We start from the raw sequence: 23,220 nt of genomic DNA, 5'->3' as shown, positions 1-23,220 counted from the left end.
CTCACCAATAGACAATTGCATCGGTTCAAAGTTCACTACAAGCTGAAAAAAAATCTCGAACTTTTCGCATCCTTTTCACGCCCGATTCCTCCAAACACCGACTCTCTGGATGACGCCGCCCCCCTCTTCCTCGGACGACCATCACAGCCGTCACAGCGATCCCGACGGCTCGCGGGAAACACGCCCCTCGGCGGCCGCCGATGACTACTCGATCTGCCAAGTCACTCGCAGGGCGATGGCAACCGATTTTGTCATCCTGCTGCCCAATCGCGAGACCGCTAGCGGTGATCCACCAGGTCGCGATTCGGCGGTCTCCGCCGACGCAGCAGCGGCGACCGCGGCAGCCTTGGATCCTCACGATCCAGCGGACGCTCGATCCGGCCGTGCGGTCGAGGCGGCCGTCGAAGCAGCCGACCTGCTCGAGGGGATCGAAGCGGACCTGACCATCTATCGTCCGACCAGCGAAATTTCGCGAATCAATCTACTCGCGAGCGAAACTGCTGTCTCGATATCCCCATCGACGTTTGCCGTGTTGCAGCGAGCGGTGCACTGGGGCGAACAAACCGGCGGCGCATTCGACATCACCGCCGCACCGCTGGTCGAAGCCTGGGGGTTCACCCAACGCAGCGGCAAAAAACCATCGGACGCTGAAATCGAAAAAGCACGCCGCTTGGTCGGCTATCAACATCTGATCCTCGATCCGGCGGATCATACCGTCCGCTTTGCCGTTGCCGGCATGGCGATCAATTTGGGAGGCATCGGCAAAGGGGATGCGTTGGACCGATTGGCCAACCATCTACGCAATCGAGGCGTCAATGACTTTTTGATCCATGGCGGCAACAGCAGCGTGATCGCCAGCGGCGATCAAACTCCCGGCAGCGGTCTGGGGTGGGCCGTCGGACTCGCCCATCCCACGAAATCGAACCGGCGGTTGGCAGGCATCTGGCTTCGCAACCAAGCACTCGCGACCAGCGGATCAGGAAAACAATTCTTTCATCACCAAGGCCGACGCTACGGTCATGTGATCGACCCGCGAACCGGCTACCCCGCAGGTGATTTGTTGTCACTGACGCTGCTGATGGATAACGCAACCGATGCGGATGCCTTGGCCACCGGGCTGTTTGTCTCGGGTTCGAAGGTTGTCCGCGAACAGTTTCAACAAACGGCAATGACCGCCGCGATGATGGTTCACCGAGGCGATCGACAAGATTCGGCCAAGATTGAAACGCTCGGCGATTTTCACTGGATCGACCCTCCGGCTGAAAGCGATCGCGTTTGAACTGCGATCGTGTCGCAAGCAGGATCAACCAGGTTCAAGCAGGTTTGCGTGCCAGCGAAACTGGCCAGCAAAATTGGCCAGCGAAACAGGAACGCGAGTGATAGTCGCAGCGCGATTAGCGGCAATGGCGGCGATCAACGGCACTCAAAACAAACCACTCGCTCGTCGCCTCGCACCAACATCCGGTTGCCCACCACAATCGGCGCCGACCAACAGGGATAGCGGATCGCGGGCACATCTCCATCGGGTTGATCGAGTTCCCATTGGTTGATCAATTCAAATTTTTCGGGATTGGCCTTCACCGCTTGCAACGTGCCACGTTCCTCGAGCACGAGCAGCACGTCCCCCACTCGCGTTGCCGAAGACCGGGTGCGACGTGGATCGCTCCATTTGACTTCGCCGGTCTCCCAATCGATACAGCGGAAATCGCTATCCGGAGCGTTCCGGCCGCTGCAACCATACAAGTACCCATCGATCAACACGGGGGTGGCCCAGTGCGATCGCATCGCTTGACTGCGGCGGTCAAAGGGTGGGTCTTTCCAAACCGCTTCGGCTTGCTGATTCGTCACGTTCAGTAGCACGCTGCCGATTTGATAACACTCACTCAGAAAAACCTGGTTGGCATCCACCACAGGAGTCATCGCGATCGCGCTTTCAAGAATATCGGCGCGGTGCGGATATTTCCAAAGCACTTTGCCAAGCTTGGGATCAACGCACAACAAACTTTCGCGTGCATACGCCAGCACTCGCGTTTGTCCGTCGATTTGCATCGTTCGTGGACTGCTGTAACTCGCCAAATCATCACCGCACTTCCAACGCTCTTTACCGGTCGCTTTGTCAAACGCCACTAGCGCCGAACCATTGGGTGACACCCGATCCAATCGACCGGGCGCGATCGATGCGTCTTCGGCAGGGCTGCCGCCGACCATCACGATGACCAAATCATCCACAAGTAGCGGAGACGATCCGACACCAAAAAAGTTCTGGACCACGCCATAGGTCTTGTTGGTGTCCACGACCCAGCGGACTTGATGCGTTTGGCGGTTGCGGCAAACCAATTCGCCGGCGACGCCAAAGGTGAACACCGATTGCGAATCGAGTGTCGGGGTAGAACGTGGACCACTTTCGTAGCCGTACATGTCACGGTACACCAGCGGCCGGGCGTCTTGCCATTTGACGTTCCCAGTATTCAGGTCGATACAACGAAGTCGCTCGGCTGGGCCGGAGGCGGTTGATTCCGCGTCGAACTGGAAATACTCGTCACCCCAAACGGAGCCCAATCCATAGCCATCACCCACTTCGATCGACCACAGGAATCGCGGTTTGCGGGACCAATCAAACGTCTGGTCAGTCGCGGCATTGCCGTCAAAATTTTCTCCTAACAAACGAGGCCAACGCAATGTCGATCGCTGCGTGGTTGCTTCGTCGTCCGCCGCGACCCACGGTAGCGACACGACAACCATGCCAAAGCAAATCAGAAAGGCGGATCCAATTTGACAACGCGAAACAAAAACCATGCAAACGTCTCCGGGGGGGATTTCGATAAATCAATCAGAACGAATCGCACTCAAGTTACGTGATGTTGGTTGGGAATACCAACGTCGACGAAAAACATTCCGGCGGTCGACGCCACTTCGATGTGGTCTACAATTTAACGCAGAACCATGAACGATCTATTTGTAAACACACGGCTTTCGATCCCGGCGGGGGATTTGAATTTCACGGCGGCGCGTAGCAGCGGCCCGGGTGGGCAGAATGTCAATAAAGTCAACTCGAAAGTAACGTTGCGGTGGTCGTTGGCGGATTGCCGCGGTTTTGACCCGGGGTGGCGTCGGCGATTTATCAATCGATATCAAAATCGGATCACCCGCGAAGGCGAATTACTAGTCCACAGCGAGCGATATCGCGACCAAGCTCGCAATCTCGCGGACGCCCGCACCAAATTGGCTGAAATGCTATTGGAATGCCAAGCTCCGCCAACGCCACGCAAACCGACTAAACCGACTCGCGGTAGCCAGCGACGAAGGCTGGATAAAAAGCGTCAAAACTCGCAAAAAAAACACAATCGCCGCGGCCCGCGGATGGACGACTGATCCCCCCGTCGACCGAACAACGGCGGTTTTCCGGCCAGAATCACAGCCCACTCCCGGCGAATAGCGGCAGAGAATCTGCCAACCAGCGGTGCAGAACGAGCGTCCCAGCGGCGTTGGATTGGCTCTGGAACAAGAGTTTGTGAGTTCCACCCCAGCAGAGCGACGGCATGCAAGCCGATGGGTGGTAAAATGTCAACAATGCTTCACCGAGCTTGGCGGGCTGTTATACTCAAGACTCGGCGCTGAAACAGCCGGTTTTCAACCCTATTGAACAGAACGGATTGATGAAGCGAGCGATTCACTTTGACGAACTACTTTCCAAGTGGGAATTCGACCCCGGAAATCTGAATGTCCGATTAGTCAAAGGCAAAGACGGACGCGATGTCATCCAAATGCGAATCGACATGGGGATGCTGCAGCTTGAAACCACCGGCCGCCCCGACGGTGCGGTCTATGAGGAAAGCGAAACGTATCTCGAGCACTTGCAACACATCCGTTTAGAAGATCCCGAGCACAAGTTAAACGAAAACGAGTGCAACGAAGTTGATCGCGAGTTCATGCAGTTTTATCACCGACGTATTTGTTGGTTGCGACTGCAGTATTACCACCGCGCGGTGATGGATGCCGATCACACGCTAAGGCTGATGGATCTGAGCAGTGAAATGAGCCCGGATGAAGAATGGGGGGCGGCGCATGAACAATACCGTCCGTTCGTTTTGTTTCATCGCACCCAAGCGCACGCACTTGGTGAACTCGAAGATCACACGGCCGAAGAAGCGATCCAAGCCATCAATCAGGGTTTGGATGTGATCTACCAATTTTTTGTCAAGCACGAAGCCGAAGACCATTACGAAGATGACGAATTGGTCATCCGCTTGATCGAAATGCGAGAATCATTGCGGAACGAATATTCGGTAGGCAAGACGCTGAAGGAACAATTGGCCGCCGCGGTCGAACAAGAGCAATACGAATTGGCCGCGAAGCTTCGTGATGAACTTACCCGTCGCGAAGCAAACTAGGGCAGAGGGATCGTCACGAATCGTGCTTGCTGCTCGCGACCCCATTCCGATTCCCTTGATCGCCCCAGCGCGACGCGGATCGTTTACATGGCTGCTGCACTTGCGATGGATGGCGGTGGCGGGCCAATTGATCACGATCTTGGCAGCGGTGTTTTTGGCCGATGTCAAAATTCCTGTCACGCCGCTGCTGATTTTGGTGGCGATCACTGCGGTCACCAATCTGATGTGCGTGGCTTGGTTGTATTACACCCAAGCCGGGCGATCCACATCGGGGCTAGTCATTCAATCAAACGACTCGGGTGAAAACCCGACGACGGACCCGTTTGCCGCCGAAGACGACCCGACGCTGTTACAGTCGATCGCACTCGCGCTGATGTTACTCGATTTGGTGACGTTGACGCTGATGCTCTATTTCAGCGGCGGAGCCGACAATCCGTTTAGCTTCTTTTACTTTGTCAACTTGGCTGTTGGCGGCGTCATGATTCGGCCTCGTCCGGCATGGTCAATGACCGCGTTTGCGATCATCGGCTACATGATCTTGCTGCGATTCAATGTCCCGGTCGAAGGCATCACGATTCGCCAACCGGCCACCGACTTTAATCTGCACACCGGCGGATTGCTGTTTGCGTTTTCCACCTGTGCCACCGTGGTCACGTACTACGTCACTCGCACCGCCGGAGAACTGCAAAACCGCGAGCGTGAACTTCGGCGAGCTCAAGCCGCGCAAGCGGCGAGCCATCGGCTCGAAGGATTGACCACGCTGGCAGCCGGTGCTGCACACGAATTGGCGACACCGCTGTCGACGATCGATGTGATTGTCCGCGAATTGTCACGCCATCTCGAAGATTGCGAAAAACCACCCTCCGTCGACACCGATCTGCGTCTGATCGATGGACAACTGGAAATGTGCCGTCAAATCCTGGCTCGGATGCGGTCCGCCGCGGGCGATGCCATGGCCCATCGCTGGGATCAAACCACCGTGGGCGACCTGATTGACGCCACGCTCGAAGGCATTCGCGATCCGCACCGCGTCGACGTGGACGACGGCAGCGATCGCGTCGAGAATCAAGAATTGTGGGTGCCACGCGAAGCGGTCGCTCAAGCCATCCGCAACTTGATTCACAATGGACTCGATGCGAGCGGCAGTGAGGGCCGCGTGCGAGTCGAAACCGCGCTCGACGATCAACACTTGCAACTGATGGTGCACGATTGCGGTAACGGCATGACCGGCGATGTCCTCGAACGTGCCGGGGAACCCTTTTTCACCACCAAGGAACCCGGCCGAGGCATCGGATTGGGGTTGTTCTTGACTCGCAATGTGATTTCACAACTCGGTGGCGATCTGAAATTTGAATCCAGCCCAGGTCAGGGCACGCGGGCGATCGTTCGTTTGCCGCTGCAACAAGACGACATTCGGCTTCATTCCAACAGCGGAACGGAATTGAATGCGGTCAGTCCCCTCAGCGGGGTGGACACCAAGCTGGCCGATTCGAAAAGCGGATAGGTGTCGATTGCTTTTTGTCGTGCACGGTTCGTGATGAACCGAGTTTGTGTTACGATAGGTGCGAAGCGGATCCACCGTGAAAGTTAAATCCAATGATTGACCCCACAAGCGAAACCCCACCTGTTTATAACGCTGCGACGGTAGGCGCCGACAGCATTCTGTTGGTCGACGACACCCTGGTCCTGCGTGAACGTTTGTCGTTGGCGATGCAGCAGCGTGGATTTCGCGTCGAGATGGCCGCGGATTACGACCAAGCGGTCGAAGTATTCAGCCAGCGTCCCACCGATTTGGCCGTGCTCGATTTAAGAATGCCGGGCAAAAGTGGATTGGAACTGCTGCGAAAATTGCTGCAGATGAAACCCAACACCCGCGTCATCCTGTTGTCAGGTTTCGGCAGCATCCCCGCGTCGATCGACGCCGTGCGAGCCGGTGCGGTCAACTTTCTCAGCAAACCTGCCGACGCCGACGACATCTTGTCCGCGTTTGTCCGCGGCGTCGAACCGAGCGTCCCCGATGGGGCGACCGCCTTTCCCGCCCCTTCGCTTGCTCGCAACGAATGGGAACACATCCATCGTGTGTTGTCCGAATGTGGCAATAACATCAGCGAAGCGGCGCGGCGATTGGGAATCCACCGTCGATCGCTGCAACGCAAACTTCGCAAACGGGCTCCCGAAGATCCGGCGATCCCTGACGTCGATGATGATTCCGAAGACGACGAGTGATTTCTTCACCGACTTCGTGTCGGACTAATTCATCACCGAGAAGTAATTGTCGACGGCAAAATCGAAGTACTCGTTCTTGAGTTCGACCTGCAAGTCGTTGTAGAGGCAGTAATTTCGCACCTGCAGCAACAAGTCACGAGGTTGGCAATTCCGAAACGGACGGTTGACGGGCAAGTAGTGCGTTTTGATCAAGTAATCGATTGCATCAGCGTTGTACGGGATCTTGGTGATCTTGCACATGATCTCGAACAGCTTACGAAAGTCCGCTTCGGGCGGATTAGGCACTTCGATCTTGTAGGGAATTCGGCGCAAGAATGCGTCATCGACCAAATCCTTTGGTTCAAGGTTGGTACTGAAGATGACCAATTGATCAAACGGCACCTGAATCTTCTTTCCGTTGGCCATGTTCAGAAAGTCATAGCGTTTTTCAAGCGGAATGATCCAGCGATTTAATAGTTGATCGACACTCATCTTTTGACGTCCAAAGTCGTCGATCACCAACGTGCCACAATTGCTTTTTAGTTGCAGTGGAGACTCCGAAATATTGCTCTCCGGATTGAATTGGACTTCCAACATGTCCAGCGTCAATTCCCCCCCTGCGACAATGGTGGGCCGCTTGATTCGCACCCATCGCTTATCAAAACCACCGATATCAAGTAGACCGCTGCCCGCTTCGGGCATCGCGATTTCGTGGTTCATCGGGTCATAGACTCGCATCACCGCGCCGTCAATTTCAACCGCTCGCGGAATCCACAAGTACTTCCCAAACGCTCCGGTGACACGTTCGGCAATCGACGTTTTCCCATTGCCGGGGAATCCAAACAGAAACATCCCACGACCGCTGGCGACCGCGGGGCCTAAGCGAAGCAGCATTTTAGGGTTGATCAACAGATCGCTAAACGCGCGTTCAAGATCGACCTTTTTGGGATATTGGCCTTCGATCGTTTGTCGTTTGACGCTGTTGACGTAGTCGTTCAGGCTGACCGGACACGCGCCGTAGTACGTACAATCCTGCTGCATCAATCGTGCGATTTCTCGGCCCGATTCGGTTAGGACATAAACGTAGTCATTGGTTGATGTCGAACTCTTGTAGGCCACACGTTGGTCGGCTTTCAAGCGATTCAAAATCGGCTCGACCATCCGAAATGGCAACTTGACTTGATCGGCCACCTGACGACCGGCGCATTCACCGATGTTTCTTAGAAAGCGATAGATGATCGCTTCGAGCAGCGTTTCATTGATACGAGATTCGTAGGAATCTTGGGGCTCGGCCGGCCGCCATGGCTCGTCACGCGACGGTTTGAACCCGAGCAACGAGGCCGATGGTTGACGGACTTTCGCGTTTGCCGATTGCGGCTGCGACGATGGCGGTTGCGACGCCGATGGTGCGGACGCTGTCGGCGCGGGTCTTGCCGGGGTGCCCGCCCACGAAACCGCCGCAGCCCCGCCTGCGTTAGGCGGCGTGGCCGCTGCGGGACGCGGCGTCTGCTTCGGTCGCGGCTGCTCCGCAGCTCGCGGCGTTGCACCTTCTCCGCTAAGCGAATGGATTCGCGACAGCAGGGCGTCTAGTTGATCTTCGGCTGCACTTTGTTTGGTGTCACTGGACGGTTTCGCGGGATTCATTGAGTAATTCTTTGAAAACTTTGGACCAAATTGGTTCGCCCCTGATCAAGATCGCGTGACGCACACGAATCACTGCTTGATGTTATCGGCTGGCAACGAAAACAATCCGCTATCACGTCAGCAACAAACGGATGAACCCCCTGTCCGTGGCACGTCGTTTTTTCCTACTCATCGCTACAATCGTTACCACCATGCCATCAAGCCAAGTCCAACACCGCAGCCGGCAAAAAGGCGACAAAGCGTGAGTACGTTTCGGCAAACGAAGAATGCCCACCCGCAGCATGATGGGCAATTTTGCCGATTGATTTAGAAACGCGAATTAGCAGCGTCTATCAAAAGTGCGATTCAGCTTGAATGCGTTGCGGCGGCGCGATGGATGCGATCCATGATTGCCATGCCGATGCCGACTGGTTCGCAGCGATCGATCACGATCAAATCGAGCCCGGCGTGGTCCAATCGCCGGAGTGCAGCAAACAACCCTTTGGCCACTTCGTGAAGATCCCCTGAATCGCTCAACGTTTCTACGACCGAGAATCTTGCCGCATCGGCATCCGACAACGGCTTGAACGCGATCCGGCCAACCCTCGCTGGCAACGCCATGCGTTGTGCCAGGTCGTACAAGACCAACGGGGTCGTTGGCGAATAATGCTCTTTCATCATGCCGGGCGCTAACATCGCAGCGTTTTCCGTCTCGCTGCCTTTTGACGTGGCTTCCGATTCCGCGATGGCGCCAGTCAACTCGGACACCGAGACAGCGAAACGTTCCGCCAACGTTTCGGCGGAAACCCCGCCAGGCCGCAGCAACTTTGGCCCCTCTGGACGCAGCGCGACGATGGTGGATTCGACTCCGAAATCGCAGTCACCACCGTCAATCACCATCTCGATAAATTGATGAATCCCCGGCTGGCCGATGGGACCATCACAATGTTTGGCCATGGTGGGGCTGACGTAATTCGATCGGTTCGCGCTGGGGGCTGCGATCGGAAACGAACAACGCTCGAGTAACCGCAGTGCGACCGGGTGCGAGGGAACTCGAACCGCCACCGTGTCGCGTCCCGCTGTGACAGTATCCGAAATACGATTCGATCGAGGCAGCACCACGGTCAACGGCCCCGGCCACAAATCGACAACACAATCGAGTTGTCGCTGCAGGGTTGGCTCAAGTGGCATCCTCACCGCTTGATCCAACCGATCAATCGCCGCGATATGAACAATCAACGGGTTGGTCGCCGGTCGCTGTTTCGCCGCAAAAATTTTCGCCACCGCATCGGGATCCCATGCATTCGCCGCCAATCCGTAAACCGTCTCGGTTGGAATCGCAATCAGTTTCCCAGCCGCCAGCAGCGCTGCGGCGCGATCCAGCACGTCATCCGAAGGAGGTTGAATTAAAGTCATCAAGCCCAAAGGGGTTCGAAACGAGGGAGAGAGGGGAAAGGGTGGCCGCCAGCGATTAAGGACTTCCGTGAACGACTTGATGATTCTCGGAATCACCAAGCAGGTAACCAAAACCGTTTGCATAGGCGATGCCGTGAGGACGTTTCAGTTTCAGCGGCCCTTTGCCTAAAACCGTTTCCACCGTATTGGCATCAACATCAATCCGACGGATCAAATGGTTCTCGGTATCAACGACAAGCAACCGGCGCTGATCGTCCATCACCAATCCCTTGGGACCATTGAACGTGGCCTCGGTCGCGGGTCCTCCGTCGCCGGAACGTCCTTTTTTGCCACTGCCCGCCACATGATGAATCCGACCGCTGTCGCGATCCATTCTCCAAATACTGTTGCCTTCGCGAAGTGCGATCCAGATCGATTGCTCGTCGATCGCCAGCGACCGAGGACCGTATAGCGTTGTTTGGAGAGCCAATGCCCCGTCGCTTGGCAACTTACCGGCTCCGGTCCCAGCAATCGTTTCGATTATCCCGGTGCCGAGATCCAGACGGCGAATCCGATGATTGTGCGTATCCGCAATCAAAACCCCGCCTTCGCCATCCAAGACAACGCTGTGCGGATGTTTTAGACGAGCCTCGGTAGCGGGACCGCCGTCGCCGGAAAAGCCTTCGGTACCGTCCCCTGCAATCGTGGTCACGATGTTGGTCTTGGCATCAATCCGGCGGATCACATGATTGCGGGTGTCCGCGACAATCAAGTTTCCATCGCGATCGACGCGAACTTCGTGAGGCCAATTGAAGGTGGCCTCTAAAGCTGAACCGCCATCACCGCTATAGCCTTTCAACCCACAACCGGCCACTCGCACCATCCCACTCTGCTGCCCTGTGGATGCAGCGTCGCGCGGCTCACCCGTTTCCGACGAACTTGTCTTAGCGTTTGGATCGATCGAGGCTCGCCAAATACAGTGATCGTCGACCGTGGTGATCCAAACGCGGTCTTCGATGATCTCGATCCCAAACGGATTGCCCAACGGCGTGGCCGTAGGTGAACGCATGGTCGGTGGGTTGGAGTAGCGAGCGTTCGATGACGGGGATGCTCCGGTCCCTGCCCACACGCGGGGCAATGCGGTGTCCGGCGACTGTCCGAGCGAACACTGCGAAACGGACGTCAACCAAACAATGTTGGAAACGGCGACGATGGCAAGTAAACAGGATGATTTCATGGCGATGGTGGCTTCCTGGAGGACGGAATGGGGCGAATGCGTGCGTGGTGTTCGCCACACGCCCGACTCAATCTAATCCCCCCACCGGCAATAAAAAAGGAGAGCAGGGGATGTCGTTCGATTTCCCCGCATACGCGTCCCAAACGCCCCGCGAAGCTGGATGCGCGTTTTCATCGTCCGTATCAACCGATGGGAAACTTGGGTACGGGTTTGCGCCGATTTGCAAACAAGGCGCGGTTAGTCCACTAGTCATCACGCGTACAATTTTGCCTCGTCGGCCATCGTCACCCCCTTGGGAAAAAAACGTTGATTTGCTCAAAAAATTTTGCGGTTTGCTCACTCCAAATACGCATTAATTTTGGACAGCCCCCAACGTACTGGACGACTGCAGCCCCAGTGGTCAAGAAAATATTTTGACTCACATTCTGATTTTCATGGCACTTATCGAATGGATCTCTAATCGAATCCCTTCGGCCCCCGAAAACGAAACATCGTTCCAATTTCACAGGCGACTCGTAATGCAATCAATCACAGCGACCCCCAACCCGCAAACGCAGACGGAATCACAACCGCAGCAGATTTCGCCAGCGTCGACGACGGCGTTTGATTCCGTCATCGCTTCGATCTGCCGCGACGCCCGTTACCAATCACGTCTGTACGTGACGCGTTGCAACACGGGAATCGACGGCGAATAGGGACTCAGCGGCGAATCAACGCCATCGCTGCGAGCGAGATCCTAGCGTGATCTCGAAATCACACCGAGCCGCCTGCCATCGATCTCAAAATATCGACCCCTCGTTTTAGTTGCTCGTCGCTGGCGGCAAAACTAATGCGAAAATGCGAATCCCGGCTGCTAAAAATATTGCCGGGAATGATCAGCAGCCCACGCTCAATCGCCTGCTCCACAAACTTGGCTCCGCTATCGATCGGAGCCTTCGGGAACATGTAAAACGCCCCACCTGGCTTTGCGATTTCGTAGCAATCCGACAACGCATCAAAGACCATGTCGCGTTTGCGTTTGTAGTCTTCAATGTGCCCCCCCAAATTGACCTCCATCGCTCGTAATGCTCCCCACTGAGCCGGCTGTGGCGCACACACGAACGTGTACTGTTGGATTTTCAGCATCGTGCGAATGATTTCACTGGGGCCGTGGACATACCCCACACGCCATCCGGTCATCGCATGGCTTTTGCTAAAACCGTCGATCACGATCGTTTGATCGTTGTAGGATGCCGGGGACGCGAATTCGCCGTCATAGAAAAAGCGGCTGTAAATTTCGTCCGACAACAGGGCAATGTTCTTCTCTGCGGCCAACTCGGCAACCGCCTTTAGCTCCGCTTCGCTGGCCGTCACTCCGGTCGGATTGGCAGGGCTATTGAGCAGGATCATTTTCGTCCGTGGTGTGATCGCGGCCGCGATCTTGTTGACGTCCAAGCGGAAATCCGGGTACGAGTCGACCGCCACGGGCACCCCACCACACATCTTTAATAATGCCGGATACATCACAAAGAACGGGTCGAGAAAGATCACCTCGTCGCCGGGATTGACCATCGTTAGGATCGACAACATCAATCCTCCGCTGGTCCCACTGCTGATAAAGACATCGCGATCCTCGTGAGGATACTTTTCGGCGATTTCTTGTCGCAACGCTTCCCGCAGCGGCGCAATCCCCTGGGTCGGCGAGTAGGCATTTTTGCCGCCACGAATGGCCTCGATCGCTGCATCCTGAACCGCTTCGGGAACGTCGAAATCGGGTTGACCAATCGAAAGATTGACGGGATCCTTCAGCTTCGCAGCCAAATCGAAAACCTTACGAATTCCGCTACTATCAAACGTGGTGGTGCGGTCGGCGATCCATGGGTGCATGATGAAACTTTTGAGGGACAAGGGAAGGAGGACGGAAAGCGAGCGAATCCACTTCGCAACGAAACGCGGGCCGATTTCCAAACCAGCCGATTTGTACCAAATGAAATGGCGTTGGCCTCGTCCCCTTAGATTACCCGAGCAATCCCCGAAACTAAATCCCGCAGAACAATTGCAAAACGATGGCAGTGATCCAGTTTGTCGAACCCGTAGTCCGATTTTGCGCCGTCATCACGCGGCATGACGCGGTGCGTGACTGGGCGATCCGCCGCTTGAACGAAGCTTGGGGCGAAACCTTTGTGCAAACGCCGCAAATGCCCTTCGAAGCCGGCGGCTACTACACTCGCGAAATGGGCGGCGAGCTTGAAAAGACGATTGTCGGTTTTCGTGATTTCGCAGACCCCGCAGGACTTGCCGACTGGAAAACGCAAACCAACCTTTGGGAACTCGAGTGTGCCCAAGCGATCCCGACCGACGAACCGCGTCCCTTGAACCTTGACCCCGGCTATGTGACGCAAGCCAAATTGGTGCTGGCAACGACCAAGGATCGCGACCACCGCATTTACCTTCACGACGGGATGTTCGCCGAAGTCACATTAACATATGTCCACCGCCAGTGGATTGACCACCGCTGGACCTATCCCGACTATCGCACGGACGATGTCAAGCAATTCGCGCAGCAGTGTCGAGAACATCTTCGCGCTCACCTCAAATCGATTCGGAAATTCCGAAATCGCCCCTCCAGCAAACGTGGCGACTAATGTTCGGCCCAGCCGCGGTGATGTCATGCGAACTCGGCCGACTCCGCAGCCATGACCAGCGCGACTGAGCAAAGCCTGAACTCTATTGACCTTTGTACACCTCTGGTGAACGCGATAGCGATAATCAGTAAAGAGTTCTTGCCTCTTTTCACTTTTTTCTCATTTTTGTCGGTAAGTCGAAAATCCCGCCGGACAAGAAGTCTATAGCGTTGCGCATTTATGGGTGGTATGCACCACCCGCTCGATTTGCTGCATCTTTTTTTTGCTTGTAGATCTGGAGTGCGCTGCTGGCTCTCCAGAATTTCCTCTCTCCTCTTGCGATTTCTTTCCTCTTTTTTTCAGGGTATTTCTATGAAACGAAATGTTCGCTCTGGCTTCACGCTTGTGGAGCTACTCGTCGTTATCGCCATTATCGGCGTCCTCGTTGGATTGTTGCTGCCGGCGGTCCAAGCCGCTCGTGAAGCAGCCCGGCGGATGAGCTGCAGCAACAACTTTAAACAGCTCGGTCTTGCTCTTCACAACTATCATGCAGCCTATGACAAACTGCCCGTATTGATGGGAGGAACAAACAAAGGCGCGGGGAACACCGATTCAGCAGGCCTTGTGGCTCCGACCGGGCACAATCGCCAAGAACTCAGCATCTTGGTGGGACTGCTTCCATTTATGGAACAGCAAGCGCTTTGGGAACAGATTTCCAATCCGTTGTTGGATCCTGTTACTGGAAACACTTGGCAGCCAATGGGCGGCAATCCATTGATGCAGATCAGCCATCATGCGACCTCACGCTATGAGCCCTGGCTGACCGAAGTTCCGGGGCTTCGCTGTCCAAGCGATCCAGGAACCGGATTGCCATCGGCGGGTCGCACCAACTATGTTGCCTGTAGCGGTGACTCGTGTTACCTGAGCAATTGGGGCTTTGCTCGAGACGATGGCAATCGGGTTAACCCATCCAACCTTGGCGAATTGGCACGAGCATCATGCCGAGGCGTGTTCACGACACGCAACCCCACGGCGTTTCGCGATGTCTTGGACGGATTGGCCAATACGATTTGCATGGGTGAAATTGCCACCGACCTCGGCGATTCCGATATCCGCACGCACGCTAAGCAAACCACCGCGAGTGGATCCGACTCAGGCTCGGGACAACAGCTTCGTCTTGTCAACAATGCATTGTCCTGCCAATCACTAATTGATAGTACGCGGCCTCAATTCTGGGGATCAGGTACCACGGTCGGTAACCCGGAACAACGTCGGGGGTACAAATGGGGTGCGGGACGTCCGCTGTACGGGCAATTCAATACGATCCGACCACCTAATAGCGAATACTGTATCGCCAACAACAATACCTACCATGGCAACTCCGCGATCGCTCCGGCCAGCAGTCGTCACCAAGGCGGATGCCACGTTTTGTTGACCGACGGTGCCGTCAAGTTCGTTACCGATTCGATTGAAGCGGGCAACCAGAATGCGGAACAAGTATTCCAAGGTAGCTCCCTGTCACCGCCAGGATCCAAATCGCCATTCGGATTGTGGGGATCGCTCGGCACCCGCGGCGGCAACGAAACGATCGATGGCGAGTTTTGAGCCAGACAATCTAAAACCCAACAAGGACTCGCCCGGCTTGTGGCATCCTGATGAATTAACCGTCTCTGCACAATCATGGTGCAGAGACTTTCCCCCTCGCATCCTATCCTTTGCAATTTTATAGAGACCAAACGTGAAATATCCTGCATCCATTCTCAATGCGGCTAAATCGTTCCGCTCGGCCACGCTGATCTTGGCAATCACTTGCTGTTTCGTCGGACTTGTCGGCTGCAGCGAAAAGTCAGGTGCGATCGCCGATCAAGACGAGATGGCCGAGTACCTCGAAGCCAATCCGGAACTGAAGGAAACCAATTCCGAAGAACCTAATCTAGAACGCGAAGAATCGGTCCGAGCGGCACCGGAACAAGTTTGATCGCGAACGCAACGCTTGTGATCGGTTGACCCGATCGAACGCGATTCCCAGCACTGGTCTATGTTGACGTTTTCGTCGGACCACTCAATGCGGCCCCATGTCTGTACCAGGCATGGGGCCGTTTTTGTTGATTGCTTGAAAATATCAGGGCAAACGTGGTCTGTCCCCTCATTTTTTCGGTAAGTCGGCCAGAGCAGCGGACGAGCTATTTATAGTGGCAAGCGTCCTCAACACAGGACGCTCCATCGTCGCCCCCAACCCCGGCACGGACATGACCGACGAACCCCGTCAAGACGCCGATTACGAACACTTCCTCGAACACTTTTCGCGAGATCGCGATCGCTTGTTTGGCTACATCTACGCATTGTTGCCACACAAGGCCGACGCCGAGGATGTTTTTCAGCGAAGTAGTTTGCTGCTGTGGAAAAAGTTTTCCGATTACGATTCATCGCGGCCCTTCCTGCCTTGGGCGTGCACGATCGCGCACTACGAAGTCAAAAATTTCATCCGCTCGGTCCACCGGGATCGATTGCAGTTCGATGCCGACTTGGTCGACAAGATAGCCGAAACCCGAGGTGCATCCACGACGAAACCCGACCTTCGCTTGGACGCATTGCGGCTTTGTTTGCAAGGCATTAAATCGGTCGAGCGGGAATTGATCGAGCTCGCCTATCGCGATGACACCACGGTCAAAGAGTTCGCCGAAACGAATGAGTTGTCGGTGCAAACGCTGTACAACCGCATCAGTCTGACACGACGCAAGCTGCTGAGTTGTGTCAAGCGACGACTCGCTCAACAAGGGGCAGCCATATGAACGACTCGCATGATGAACTGCTTGATCTACTCGATGAACTGTTCCATCAAACCATCGACGTGGATCGACATCAACAGCTGCAAGAAATCCTCCGCAGCGACGCGGTGGCACGAGAACGCTACCTCGAGTATCTCGACCTGCACTTTGATCTGAATCGATTGCATCAATCCATCGGCGACCTGCCACTCAGTACCGTCGATCTACAACGGTTTGCCGAATCGATGCGAGCGTCAACTTGCGATTGGACGTGCGAGTCAGACACGCCGGATCGGTCGAAATGGGCCGAATCGAGGAAACGGCCCGAATCGTGGAAACCGACAGCGAGATGGAATTGGTGGGCATCGTTGGCCGCTGCGATAGCGTTGTGTATCGGTGCTGCGTTGATTGCCACGAATCGCAATCCGTCTGATTCATCTGCGATCACCCAGCGTGACGCCGCTCCTTCGCAGCCCAGCACGGAAAATCGTTCTCGCGTCAAGTTGACGCAAGCTTTGGCAACGAATTTTTTTGGTGAACCGACGCCGCCGCTCGGTAGCTCCGTTCCACTGGGGCACGAATTTGCATTGACCCGGGGAATGGTGGAACTGCGGTTCCCGGCCGGCGCCACCACCATCATCGAAGCCCCGGCGGTCTTTGTCGTCTCGGATGATGCACGATTGGAATTGGCCAGTGGCAGTTGTTCGGTGCACGCTCCCGAAGGAGCCAAAGGATTCCGTGTCGACACTCCGCTTGGCAACATCATTGATCTCGGCACCCGGTTTGTCGTGGACGTGGACCAAACGGGTGACACCAAGGTCCAAGTAGTCGAAGGCGAAGCCGATCTGATTGCCAAACAGCAAACGGACGATGCATCACCGTCGGCGACGACTCCCATCAATTTGCAGCGTGGACAGGCTCGTCAGTTGTTAATCGGCGACCGTGTCGACATTTTGGAAATCCCGTTCGACGACGCAGCCTATCGCGACCAAATCCCTGATCGCATCGTTCGCTTTGACGCCAGCCGAGACGAGCAAGGGAACGCCAAAGAATTGCAATCCGTTACGGTCCAGCGCGGCGGGATCGAGCACGAATACCAAGTGGATGAGCTGATTGGTTTTGACATGATTCATTTCCAAGGCGGCTCGGATGCAAACATCATCACAGCGGAACAACAGCGAGATCCGATCGACACCACGCACAGCAAACAACCTCGATCACGTTACGCCGACCGCGACCGCCACCTTTGCAGCGGACTGATCAACCCCGGCGGAAGCAACACGCCGCTGAGTGTGAATCCAGTCTTTGGCGACGAAGCCGATGGCGCTAGAAGCACGCCGGGGTTTGCAATTCGCTTCCAAAAACCGGTTATCAATTCAGCGGGTCCCGATGTGGTCTTCTTTGAATTGCAGGTGATCATCCATCCCGAGCAAGGTGATGCGTTTCACGTCAGCCCGTTGCAATTTACCGACAGCCTCCGCACCCACACGATCAAGTCTTACGACATCGACCTGGCGTCCCCCGAGTCCAAATTCCTGACTCCCTTTCGGCTGTATCGATTTAGCGAAACACCAACCTCGCTTAGCATGCTCAATCGCCTGCCGCACGCCGGAGGCACCGTTCACTCGGTACGCGCCAAAGTGATCGCGGTCGGCATCGACCTCAGCGATCTCGGTTACGCCGCCGGCGCCGAAGTCAACGGTTTGTTTTTCCAAGATGTCCAGGACGACGAAAACCGAATCGATCCCGTCTTTATCGGTGGTCTTCCTCCGACTCGATAACCCTCCCTCCTCTCTCTCTCCAATTTCCCACCTATGTCTCACTACCACACTTTTTGGCCCCTAAGACTGCTGGTTTTGTCGACGTTGATCGTGTGTCCACTGGCAGTGGCCGATGAGCCGATCACGAAATCCCAGATGCACTTTTTCGAAAACGAAGTGCGTCCGCTGTTGGCTGAAAAATGTTTCGCGTGTCATGACGAGGAAAAGCAGAAAGGCGATCTGCGACTCGATTCGCTCGGCCACATGTTGCTTGGCGGCGAATCAGGTCCGTCGTTGGTGCCCGGCAAGCCGGACGAAAGTCTGTTGATCGAAGCGGTCCGCTACGAGTCATTCGAGATGCCTCCGTCGGGGCAACTTGCCGACAAACAAATCGAGGTGCTTGAGCGATGGGTTGCCATGGGCGCACCGTGGCCCGGCAGCGATCCCGATGCGGTGCTCCGCGAGCCACGTGATTTTTTTAGCGACGAAGACCGAAATTGGTGGGCGTTCCAGCCCGTCGTGAAACCGGCGGTGCCCACGCAGAGTGGCGACGGATGGGCCCGCAACGAAATTGACCATTTCATCGCTGCTCAATTGCAATCGCGTGGACTTACTCCGGCCCCCGAAGCCGATCGTCATGCGTTGGTGCGGCGTTTGTATTTCGACGTGATTGGGTTACCGCCGACGCCCGAACAAGTCGCTGCGTTTGTCAACGACACGTCGCCTGAGGCCTATGACCGGTTAGTTGATTCGCTGCTGGATTCAAAAGGCTATGGTGAACATGCGGCGCGGCAGTGGTTGGATCTGGTCCGCTATGCCGATTCCGACGGCTACCGCGCCGATAGTTTTCGTCCAACCGCATGGCGTTATCGCGATTACGTGATCGAGTCTTTTAACGACGACAAACCGTACGACCGATTCACACAGGAACAGCTCGCCGCGGACGAAATGTTCCCAGATGACGTGGACGCTCGGGCGGCCCTTGGTTACCTGCGTCACTGGGTTTACGAATGGAACATTCGTGATGCGCCGGGTCAGTGGAAAACGATCCTCGAAGACCTGACCGACACAACCGCCGACGTCTTTATGGGCATGGGACTGCAATGCGCGAAATGCCACAACCATAAATTCGATCCGCTGTTGCAAAAGGACTACTTTCGCTTGCAAGCGTTCTTTGCACCGATCATGCCCACCGACATGACGCTTAGCAGTGATGAAGAGATCCAGGCGTATGAAGCGGAACTGAAGAGATGGGAATCCGCGACTCAATCGATTCGCGACCAAATCGACGAGATCGAGCGACCGTATCGCGAGAAAGTTAAGAATCTAGCCATTGACCGCTTTCCCGAAGACATTCAAGCGATTGCCCGTAAACCGTCAGCGGACCGTACGCCTGCCGACGAGCCAATCGTTTATTTGGTGCAGCGGCAAATTCAAGCCGAATACGACCGATTGAACAACGTCATCAAAGCGGCCGACAAGGACCGCTTGGTCGAACTTCGCCGTCAACTCAAAGCACACGACAACTTAAAACCGAAACCGCTGCCGACCGCCATGGGAGCAACCGACCAGGGTGCGATCGCGCCACTAACGGTGCTTCCCAAACGACCGGACGAACCGATCGAACCAGGATTCCCCTCGATTTTGCAAGAGTCCGCAGCCGAGATCCATCGCGTTGCCGTCGCCACGACGGCTCCCACGACCGGTCGGCGAACGACGCTTGCGCTGTGGTTGACCGATCCAACGAATCCGTTGTCCACTCGTGTGATTACCAACCGTATTTGGCAAAGCCACTTTGGCCGCGGGCTTGCTGAAAACGCCAGTGATTTTGGCAAGCTTGGCAAACCGCCCACTCATCCTGAACTGCTTGATTGGATGACCGCCACGTTTGTCGAAAACGGCTGGAGTCTGAAATCCCTACATCGAATGATCTTGCGGTCGGCCACATATCGGCAATCGACTCAACATCCCGATTTCGACACTTGCCACACGATCGATCCAGGAAATGAATACTATTGGCGTCGCGACACTCAGCGGTTGCAGGCCGAACAGATTCGCGATGCGTTGTTGACCGTCACCGGAGCGTTGAAAGACCGCAGCGGTGGTGGCCCCGTGCTCGGCGATTCACCGTACCGCAGCATCTTTGTTCGCAGCATGCGGAATTCGCCGGATGAATTGCTCAGCAGCTTTGATTTGCCGATGTTTTTCTCGAGCAACTCGTCGCGAAACACCACGACCACGGCGGTCCAGTCGCTGATGATGATCAACAGCAATCAGGTGCTTGGGCATGCACGCAGAATGGCGTCGGATCTTTCCGGCGTGACCAGCGACATTCCCACGCAAATCTCGCTGGCGTGGCAGCGAGTGTATGGCCGCCAGCCGTCGGTCGACGAATTACAACAATCGTTAGCGTTTGTTGACCATCAAACTCAACAACTGAAAAGCAAACAAAGCGATCGCAACGAAGGAAAAATTGAAACATCCAAGTTGCCTTATCGCGACGGGCAGGCGGTTCGTTTTATGGTGGACGATCCGTCGCTGAAATTGGCGATCGCCCACGATGATGCGATGAATGTCGGCGACTTTACCATCGAGACGTTCTTTCAGCTGCGATCGATTGCCAACTCTGGAACCGTCCGCACGATCGTTGGCAAATGGGACGGTGACAAGGGCGGCGCGGGATGGCGTTTCGGTGTCACCGGAATGGGATCACGCCGTAAACCTCAAACCTTGGTGCTGCAAATGTTCGGCGAACTAAGTAGTGGCAAGTACGGCGAAGCGGCGATCTTTTCCGATCACCATATCGAGATGAACACGCCCTATTATGCGTCGGCAAGTTTCCACGCGGGCAAAGACGGCAAACCGGGCAAGGTCACGTTTTACTTGAAAGACCTGTCTAATGATGACGAGCCGCTATTGCCCACGGTCATCGAACACAACATGGCCGGAAATTTTTCGAACAAAGTGCCGCTAACCATCGGCAGCGTCAGCGGTCGCAACTCGCAAACCTTTGACGGGTTGGTCGACGATATCCGCTTCGTCGGTCGTGCATTGAGTGTGGATGAGATCCTTTACACCGTCGAGCGTTCCGTTGGCGACACCATTGGTCATTGGCAATTCGAAATCGACCCGGGGGTGATGCAAAACAGTGCCGGTGATCGTTTGCCGATTATGGCGCGAGGCGATTCCATCATCGCGTTGTCCGCATCCGAAGCGGCGTTGGTTGATTTCTGCCACGCGTTGCTCAATTCGAACGAGTTCCTTTACGTCCATTAATCGTCGATCGCGGTGCAATCGAAACACCGCGATCTCTCAATCCAATACGACATCCATTCTCTCGTCGTGCAACAGGAAAAACATGTCCATCCACAAACACCCCAATCGTCTCGCGACCATCGATTTGCCGCACTACGCACAACCGACGAATCGTCGGGAGTTCCTAACGCGAAGTGGTGCTGGTTTTGGCGCACTGGCTTTGGCGGGGATGATGTCTGACGCCACCGCAGGCCCTGCCGCAGCAAGTGTCGCAAATCGAGCCAAGCCATCCGAGTTGGAATTGAACCCACTCGCTGCGAAACCGCCTCATTTTGCTCCGACGGCCAAGCGAGTCATCTTTTTGTTTATGGAGGGTGGCCCCAGTCATCTCGATCTTTTTGATCCCAAACCGCTACTGCAAAAATTGGCGGGCAAACCGATCCCAGCTAGCTTTGGCGAGGTGGTCACAGCGATGGGCGAGATGCGATCGCCGCTGCTGCCCACCAAACGTAAATGGAAGCAGCATGGTGAATCGGGAACGTGGGTTTCGGATTGGTTGCCGGAAACCGCCAAATGTGTCGATGACATCGCCGTGATCCGGTCATGCTGGGCCAACGGCATCAATCATTCGGCGGGGGTTTGCCAAATGAACACCTGTTCGATCTTGAGCGGTCGGCCATCACTAGGCAGCTGGGTCAGCTACGGATTGGGCAGCGAAAATGACAACTTGCCCGCCTTTGTCGTGATGCAAGACAACAGGGCACAGATCGTCAATGGACCGCGCAGCTGGGGGTCCGGATTCATGCCCGCGGTCTACCAAGGCACTCGGTTAAGCGAAGGCAAACAGCCGATCCCCTACTTGAATCCTCCCGAAGGAATGACCGATCTGCAGCAACAAACCAAGCTGGCATTCTTAAATCAATTGAACCATCGATATGCAAACCGCCATCCAGAGCAAACCGAATTGGAAGCTCGCATCTCGAGTTACGAGCTGGCGTTTCGCATGCAGTCCGAAGCGCCCGATGTGATCGATCTGTCGCGTGAATCCGAAAAGACCAAAACGATGTATGGGATCGACCAAAAGCAAACGGCATCTTATGGACGCCTTTGTCTGCTGGCCCGGCGGATGGCCGAATGGGGTGTCCGGTTCATCCAACTGTACCACGGTGCAGGTAGCAAGTGGGATTCACATTCGAATATCGAAGGCAACCACAGTAACATGTGCCGTTCGATGGACTTGCCGGTCGCAGCGCTGCTGAAGGATTTGAAGCAGCGTGGGATGCTCGAAGAGACGCTGGTCGTTTGGGGCGGCGAGTTCGGTCGTACGCCGATGTCCGAAAAAGGCAACGGCCGCGATCACAACCCCAGCGGGTTTACGATGTGGATGGCCGGCGGCGGAGTCAAAGGAGGGCAAACGATCGGCGAAACGGACGACCTCGGACTGCATGCGACAGTGGACCGATTGCATGTTCACGACCTGCACGCTTCGATCCTGCATCTGCTCGGACTTGGCAACCGGCAATTGACCTACCTGCACAAAGGCCGTCCCGAAACACCTACGGTCAACGAAGGCGAGTTCTTTCGCCGTCTGGTAACGGGTTAGCGGCCGCCTCGTTCCGCGGCAAGCATGGTGACGAGTTGTTAGCGTGTTCATTGAACGTTAGGACGCATTGGTTTGTAGCCACCTTCGCCCGAAGGTGGTGACTCGTATTTGGGCGGCAACCATCCACGCTCTGGCAACTATCCACGCTCTGGCGAGTCCTCATTCCGCTTCGCGGCACCCTAAATAATGAAAACGGCGGTTAGTGTATAATTTACGATGGCTGACGTGTGAGTTGGGTCGCAGATCGTGCTCCACTGGCGTCTAGAGCCCGTTGGCGAGTCTGATCCGGACGGTTGCTGCGAACCCTCAATTGTTGCCCGGACGGTTTGGCTGGTACAACCCGTCCGGAGTACGCGGAGCAGCTTGGTCGCTTTCGCTCC

The 23,220-nt window shown here is 55.6% G+C and carries 18 protein-coding genes; 13 read left to right on the top strand and 5 right to left on the bottom strand.

Annotation, left to right across the window (positions count from 1 at the left end):
- The first annotated feature begins 109 nt into the window (after positions 1-109).
- The gene (locus ABEA92_RS24585; protein WP_345687253.1) at positions 110-1,279 is read left to right on the top strand and encodes an FAD:protein FMN transferase; all 1,170 of its coding nucleotides are present in this window, start codon (positions 110-112) and stop codon (positions 1,277-1,279) included.
- A gap of 134 nt (positions 1,280-1,413) precedes the next feature.
- On the opposite strand, the gene ABEA92_RS24580 is transcribed toward ABEA92_RS24585, so the two are convergent.
- Positions 1,414-2,796 carry an outer membrane protein assembly factor BamB family protein gene (locus ABEA92_RS24580; protein WP_345687251.1) on the bottom strand — a complete coding sequence of 461 codons (1,383 nt, stop codon included), beginning with the start codon at positions 2,794-2,796 and terminating at the stop codon, positions 1,414-1,416.
- 147 nt (positions 2,797-2,943) lie between these two features.
- On the opposite strand from ABEA92_RS24580, the gene arfB reads away from it, so the two are divergent.
- The 4 genes from arfB to ABEA92_RS24560 all read left to right on the top strand — a co-directional run bounded on the left by arfB (position 2,944) and on the right by ABEA92_RS24560 (position 6,617).
- Positions 2,944-3,372 (top strand): alternative ribosome rescue aminoacyl-tRNA hydrolase ArfB, encoded by a 429-nt coding sequence (gene arfB, locus ABEA92_RS24575; protein ID WP_345687249.1) that lies wholly within the window; start codon positions 2,944-2,946, stop codon positions 3,370-3,372.
- A gap of 284 nt (positions 3,373-3,656) precedes the next feature.
- Positions 3,657-4,391, top strand: coding sequence for a UvrB/UvrC motif-containing protein (locus ABEA92_RS24570; protein ID WP_345687247.1), 735 nt, complete (start codon positions 3,657-3,659; stop codon positions 4,389-4,391).
- 22 nt (positions 4,392-4,413) lie between these two features.
- Complete coding sequence (locus ABEA92_RS24565; protein WP_345687245.1) at positions 4,414-5,895, top strand: ATP-binding protein; 1,482 nt, start codon at positions 4,414-4,416, stop codon at positions 5,893-5,895.
- A 92-nt stretch (positions 5,896-5,987) separates the two neighbouring features.
- Entirely contained in the window at positions 5,988-6,617 is a 630-nt protein-coding gene (locus tag ABEA92_RS24560; protein ID WP_345687243.1) for a response regulator transcription factor, read from the top strand.
- 24 nt (positions 6,618-6,641) lie between these two features.
- Here ABEA92_RS24560 and ABEA92_RS24555 read toward each other — a convergent pair whose 3' ends face one another.
- The 3 genes from ABEA92_RS24555 to ABEA92_RS24545 all read right to left on the bottom strand — a co-directional run bounded on the left by ABEA92_RS24555 (position 6,642) and on the right by ABEA92_RS24545 (position 10,851).
- Positions 6,642-8,240, bottom strand: coding sequence for an ATP-binding protein (locus tag ABEA92_RS24555; RefSeq protein ID WP_345687241.1), 1,599 nt, complete (start codon positions 8,238-8,240; stop codon positions 6,642-6,644).
- A gap of 345 nt (positions 8,241-8,585) precedes the next feature.
- A complete protein-coding gene (locus ABEA92_RS24550; RefSeq protein WP_345687239.1) occupies positions 8,586-9,635 on the bottom strand; it encodes an L-threonylcarbamoyladenylate synthase in 1,050 nt (349 codons plus the stop codon).
- Positions 9,636-9,690: 55 nt separating this feature from the next.
- On the bottom strand, positions 9,691-10,851 hold the full coding sequence (locus tag ABEA92_RS24545) for a hypothetical protein (RefSeq protein ID WP_345687237.1): 1,161 nt from the start codon (positions 10,849-10,851) through the stop codon (positions 9,691-9,693).
- Between the two features lie 518 nt (positions 10,852-11,369).
- On the opposite strand from ABEA92_RS24545, the gene ABEA92_RS24540 reads away from it, so the two are divergent.
- On the top strand, positions 11,370-11,546 hold the full coding sequence (locus ABEA92_RS24540) for a hypothetical protein (protein ID WP_345687235.1): 177 nt from the start codon (positions 11,370-11,372) through the stop codon (positions 11,544-11,546).
- Between the two features lie 58 nt (positions 11,547-11,604).
- Here the strand turns inward: ABEA92_RS24540 and ABEA92_RS24535 are convergent, their stop codons facing one another.
- Positions 11,605-12,717 carry a pyridoxal phosphate-dependent aminotransferase gene (locus ABEA92_RS24535; protein ID WP_345687233.1) on the bottom strand — a complete coding sequence of 371 codons (1,113 nt, stop codon included), beginning with the start codon at positions 12,715-12,717 and terminating at the stop codon, positions 11,605-11,607.
- A 179-nt stretch (positions 12,718-12,896) separates the two neighbouring features.
- On the opposite strand from ABEA92_RS24535, the gene ABEA92_RS24530 reads away from it, so the two are divergent.
- The 7 genes from ABEA92_RS24530 (at position 12,897) to ABEA92_RS24500 (ending at position 22,840) form a co-directional block, all read left to right on the top strand.
- Positions 12,897-13,475: a DUF4416 family protein gene (locus tag ABEA92_RS24530; RefSeq protein ID WP_345687231.1), complete on the top strand. Its 579-nt coding sequence runs from the start codon at positions 12,897-12,899 to the stop codon at positions 13,473-13,475.
- Positions 13,476-13,826: 351 nt separating this feature from the next.
- The gene (locus ABEA92_RS24525) at positions 13,827-15,059 is read left to right on the top strand and encodes a DUF1559 family PulG-like putative transporter (protein WP_345687229.1); all 1,233 of its coding nucleotides are present in this window, start codon (positions 13,827-13,829) and stop codon (positions 15,057-15,059) included.
- Between the two features lie 133 nt (positions 15,060-15,192).
- Positions 15,193-15,432, top strand: a complete 240-nt coding sequence (locus ABEA92_RS24520) for a hypothetical protein (RefSeq protein ID WP_345687227.1) — start codon at positions 15,193-15,195, stop codon at positions 15,430-15,432.
- Between the two features lie 271 nt (positions 15,433-15,703).
- A complete protein-coding gene (locus ABEA92_RS24515; protein WP_345687225.1) occupies positions 15,704-16,246 on the top strand; it encodes a sigma-70 family RNA polymerase sigma factor in 543 nt (180 codons plus the stop codon).
- Positions 16,243-18,003 carry a FecR family protein gene (locus tag ABEA92_RS24510; protein ID WP_345687223.1) on the top strand — a complete coding sequence of 587 codons (1,761 nt, stop codon included), beginning with the start codon at positions 16,243-16,245 and terminating at the stop codon, positions 18,001-18,003. The genes ABEA92_RS24515 and ABEA92_RS24510 overlap by 4 nt, the downstream gene beginning before the upstream one ends.
- A 135-nt stretch (positions 18,004-18,138) precedes the next feature.
- Complete coding sequence (locus ABEA92_RS24505) at positions 18,139-21,258, top strand: DUF1549 domain-containing protein (RefSeq protein ID WP_345687221.1); 3,120 nt, start codon at positions 18,139-18,141, stop codon at positions 21,256-21,258.
- Between the two features lie 82 nt (positions 21,259-21,340).
- Complete coding sequence (locus ABEA92_RS24500; RefSeq protein WP_345687219.1) at positions 21,341-22,840, top strand: DUF1501 domain-containing protein; 1,500 nt, start codon at positions 21,341-21,343, stop codon at positions 22,838-22,840.
- The last annotated feature ends 380 nt before the right edge of the window (positions 22,841-23,220 follow it).

This window comes from Novipirellula caenicola (assembly GCF_039545035.1).
GTDB lineage: Bacteria > Planctomycetota > Planctomycetia > Pirellulales > Pirellulaceae > Novipirellula > Novipirellula caenicola.
Note: the sequence above shows the minus strand (reverse complement) of the source record. Positions and strands in the feature narration are given on the sequence as shown.

What these genes read in the sequence shown, in the direction of transcription:
- ABEA92_RS24585 (WP_345687253.1), top strand. Translation starts at nt 110, where the DNA reads ATGACGCCGCCCCCCTCTTCCTCGGACGACCATCACAGCCGTCACAGC.
- ABEA92_RS24580 (WP_345687251.1), bottom strand. Translation starts at nt 2,796, where the DNA reads ATGGTTTTTGTTTCGCGTTGTCAAATTGGATCCGCCTTTCTGATTTGC.
- arfB (WP_345687249.1), top strand. Translation starts at nt 2,944, where the DNA reads ATGAACGATCTATTTGTAAACACACGGCTTTCGATCCCGGCGGGGGAT.
- ABEA92_RS24570 (WP_345687247.1), top strand. Translation starts at nt 3,657, where the DNA reads ATGAAGCGAGCGATTCACTTTGACGAACTACTTTCCAAGTGGGAATTC.
- ABEA92_RS24560 (WP_345687243.1), top strand. Translation starts at nt 5,988, where the DNA reads ATGATTGACCCCACAAGCGAAACCCCACCTGTTTATAACGCTGCGACG.
- ABEA92_RS24555 (WP_345687241.1), bottom strand. Translation starts at nt 8,240, where the DNA reads ATGAATCCCGCGAAACCGTCCAGTGACACCAAACAAAGTGCAGCCGAA.
- ABEA92_RS24550 (WP_345687239.1), bottom strand. Translation starts at nt 9,635, where the DNA reads ATGACTTTAATTCAACCTCCTTCGGATGACGTGCTGGATCGCGCCGCA.
- ABEA92_RS24545 (WP_345687237.1), bottom strand. Translation starts at nt 10,851, where the DNA reads ATGAAATCATCCTGTTTACTTGCCATCGTCGCCGTTTCCAACATTGTT.
- ABEA92_RS24540 (WP_345687235.1), top strand. Translation starts at nt 11,370, where the DNA reads ATGCAATCAATCACAGCGACCCCCAACCCGCAAACGCAGACGGAATCA.
- ABEA92_RS24535 (WP_345687233.1), bottom strand. Translation starts at nt 12,717, where the DNA reads ATGCACCCATGGATCGCCGACCGCACCACCACGTTTGATAGTAGCGGA.
- ABEA92_RS24530 (WP_345687231.1), top strand. Translation starts at nt 12,897, where the DNA reads ATGGCAGTGATCCAGTTTGTCGAACCCGTAGTCCGATTTTGCGCCGTC.
- ABEA92_RS24525 (WP_345687229.1), top strand. Translation starts at nt 13,827, where the DNA reads ATGAAACGAAATGTTCGCTCTGGCTTCACGCTTGTGGAGCTACTCGTC.
- ABEA92_RS24515 (WP_345687225.1), top strand. Translation starts at nt 15,704, where the DNA reads ATGACCGACGAACCCCGTCAAGACGCCGATTACGAACACTTCCTCGAA.
- ABEA92_RS24510 (WP_345687223.1), top strand. Translation starts at nt 16,243, where the DNA reads ATGAACGACTCGCATGATGAACTGCTTGATCTACTCGATGAACTGTTC.
- ABEA92_RS24505 (WP_345687221.1), top strand. Translation starts at nt 18,139, where the DNA reads ATGCACTTTTTCGAAAACGAAGTGCGTCCGCTGTTGGCTGAAAAATGT.
- ABEA92_RS24500 (WP_345687219.1), top strand. Translation starts at nt 21,341, where the DNA reads ATGTCCATCCACAAACACCCCAATCGTCTCGCGACCATCGATTTGCCG.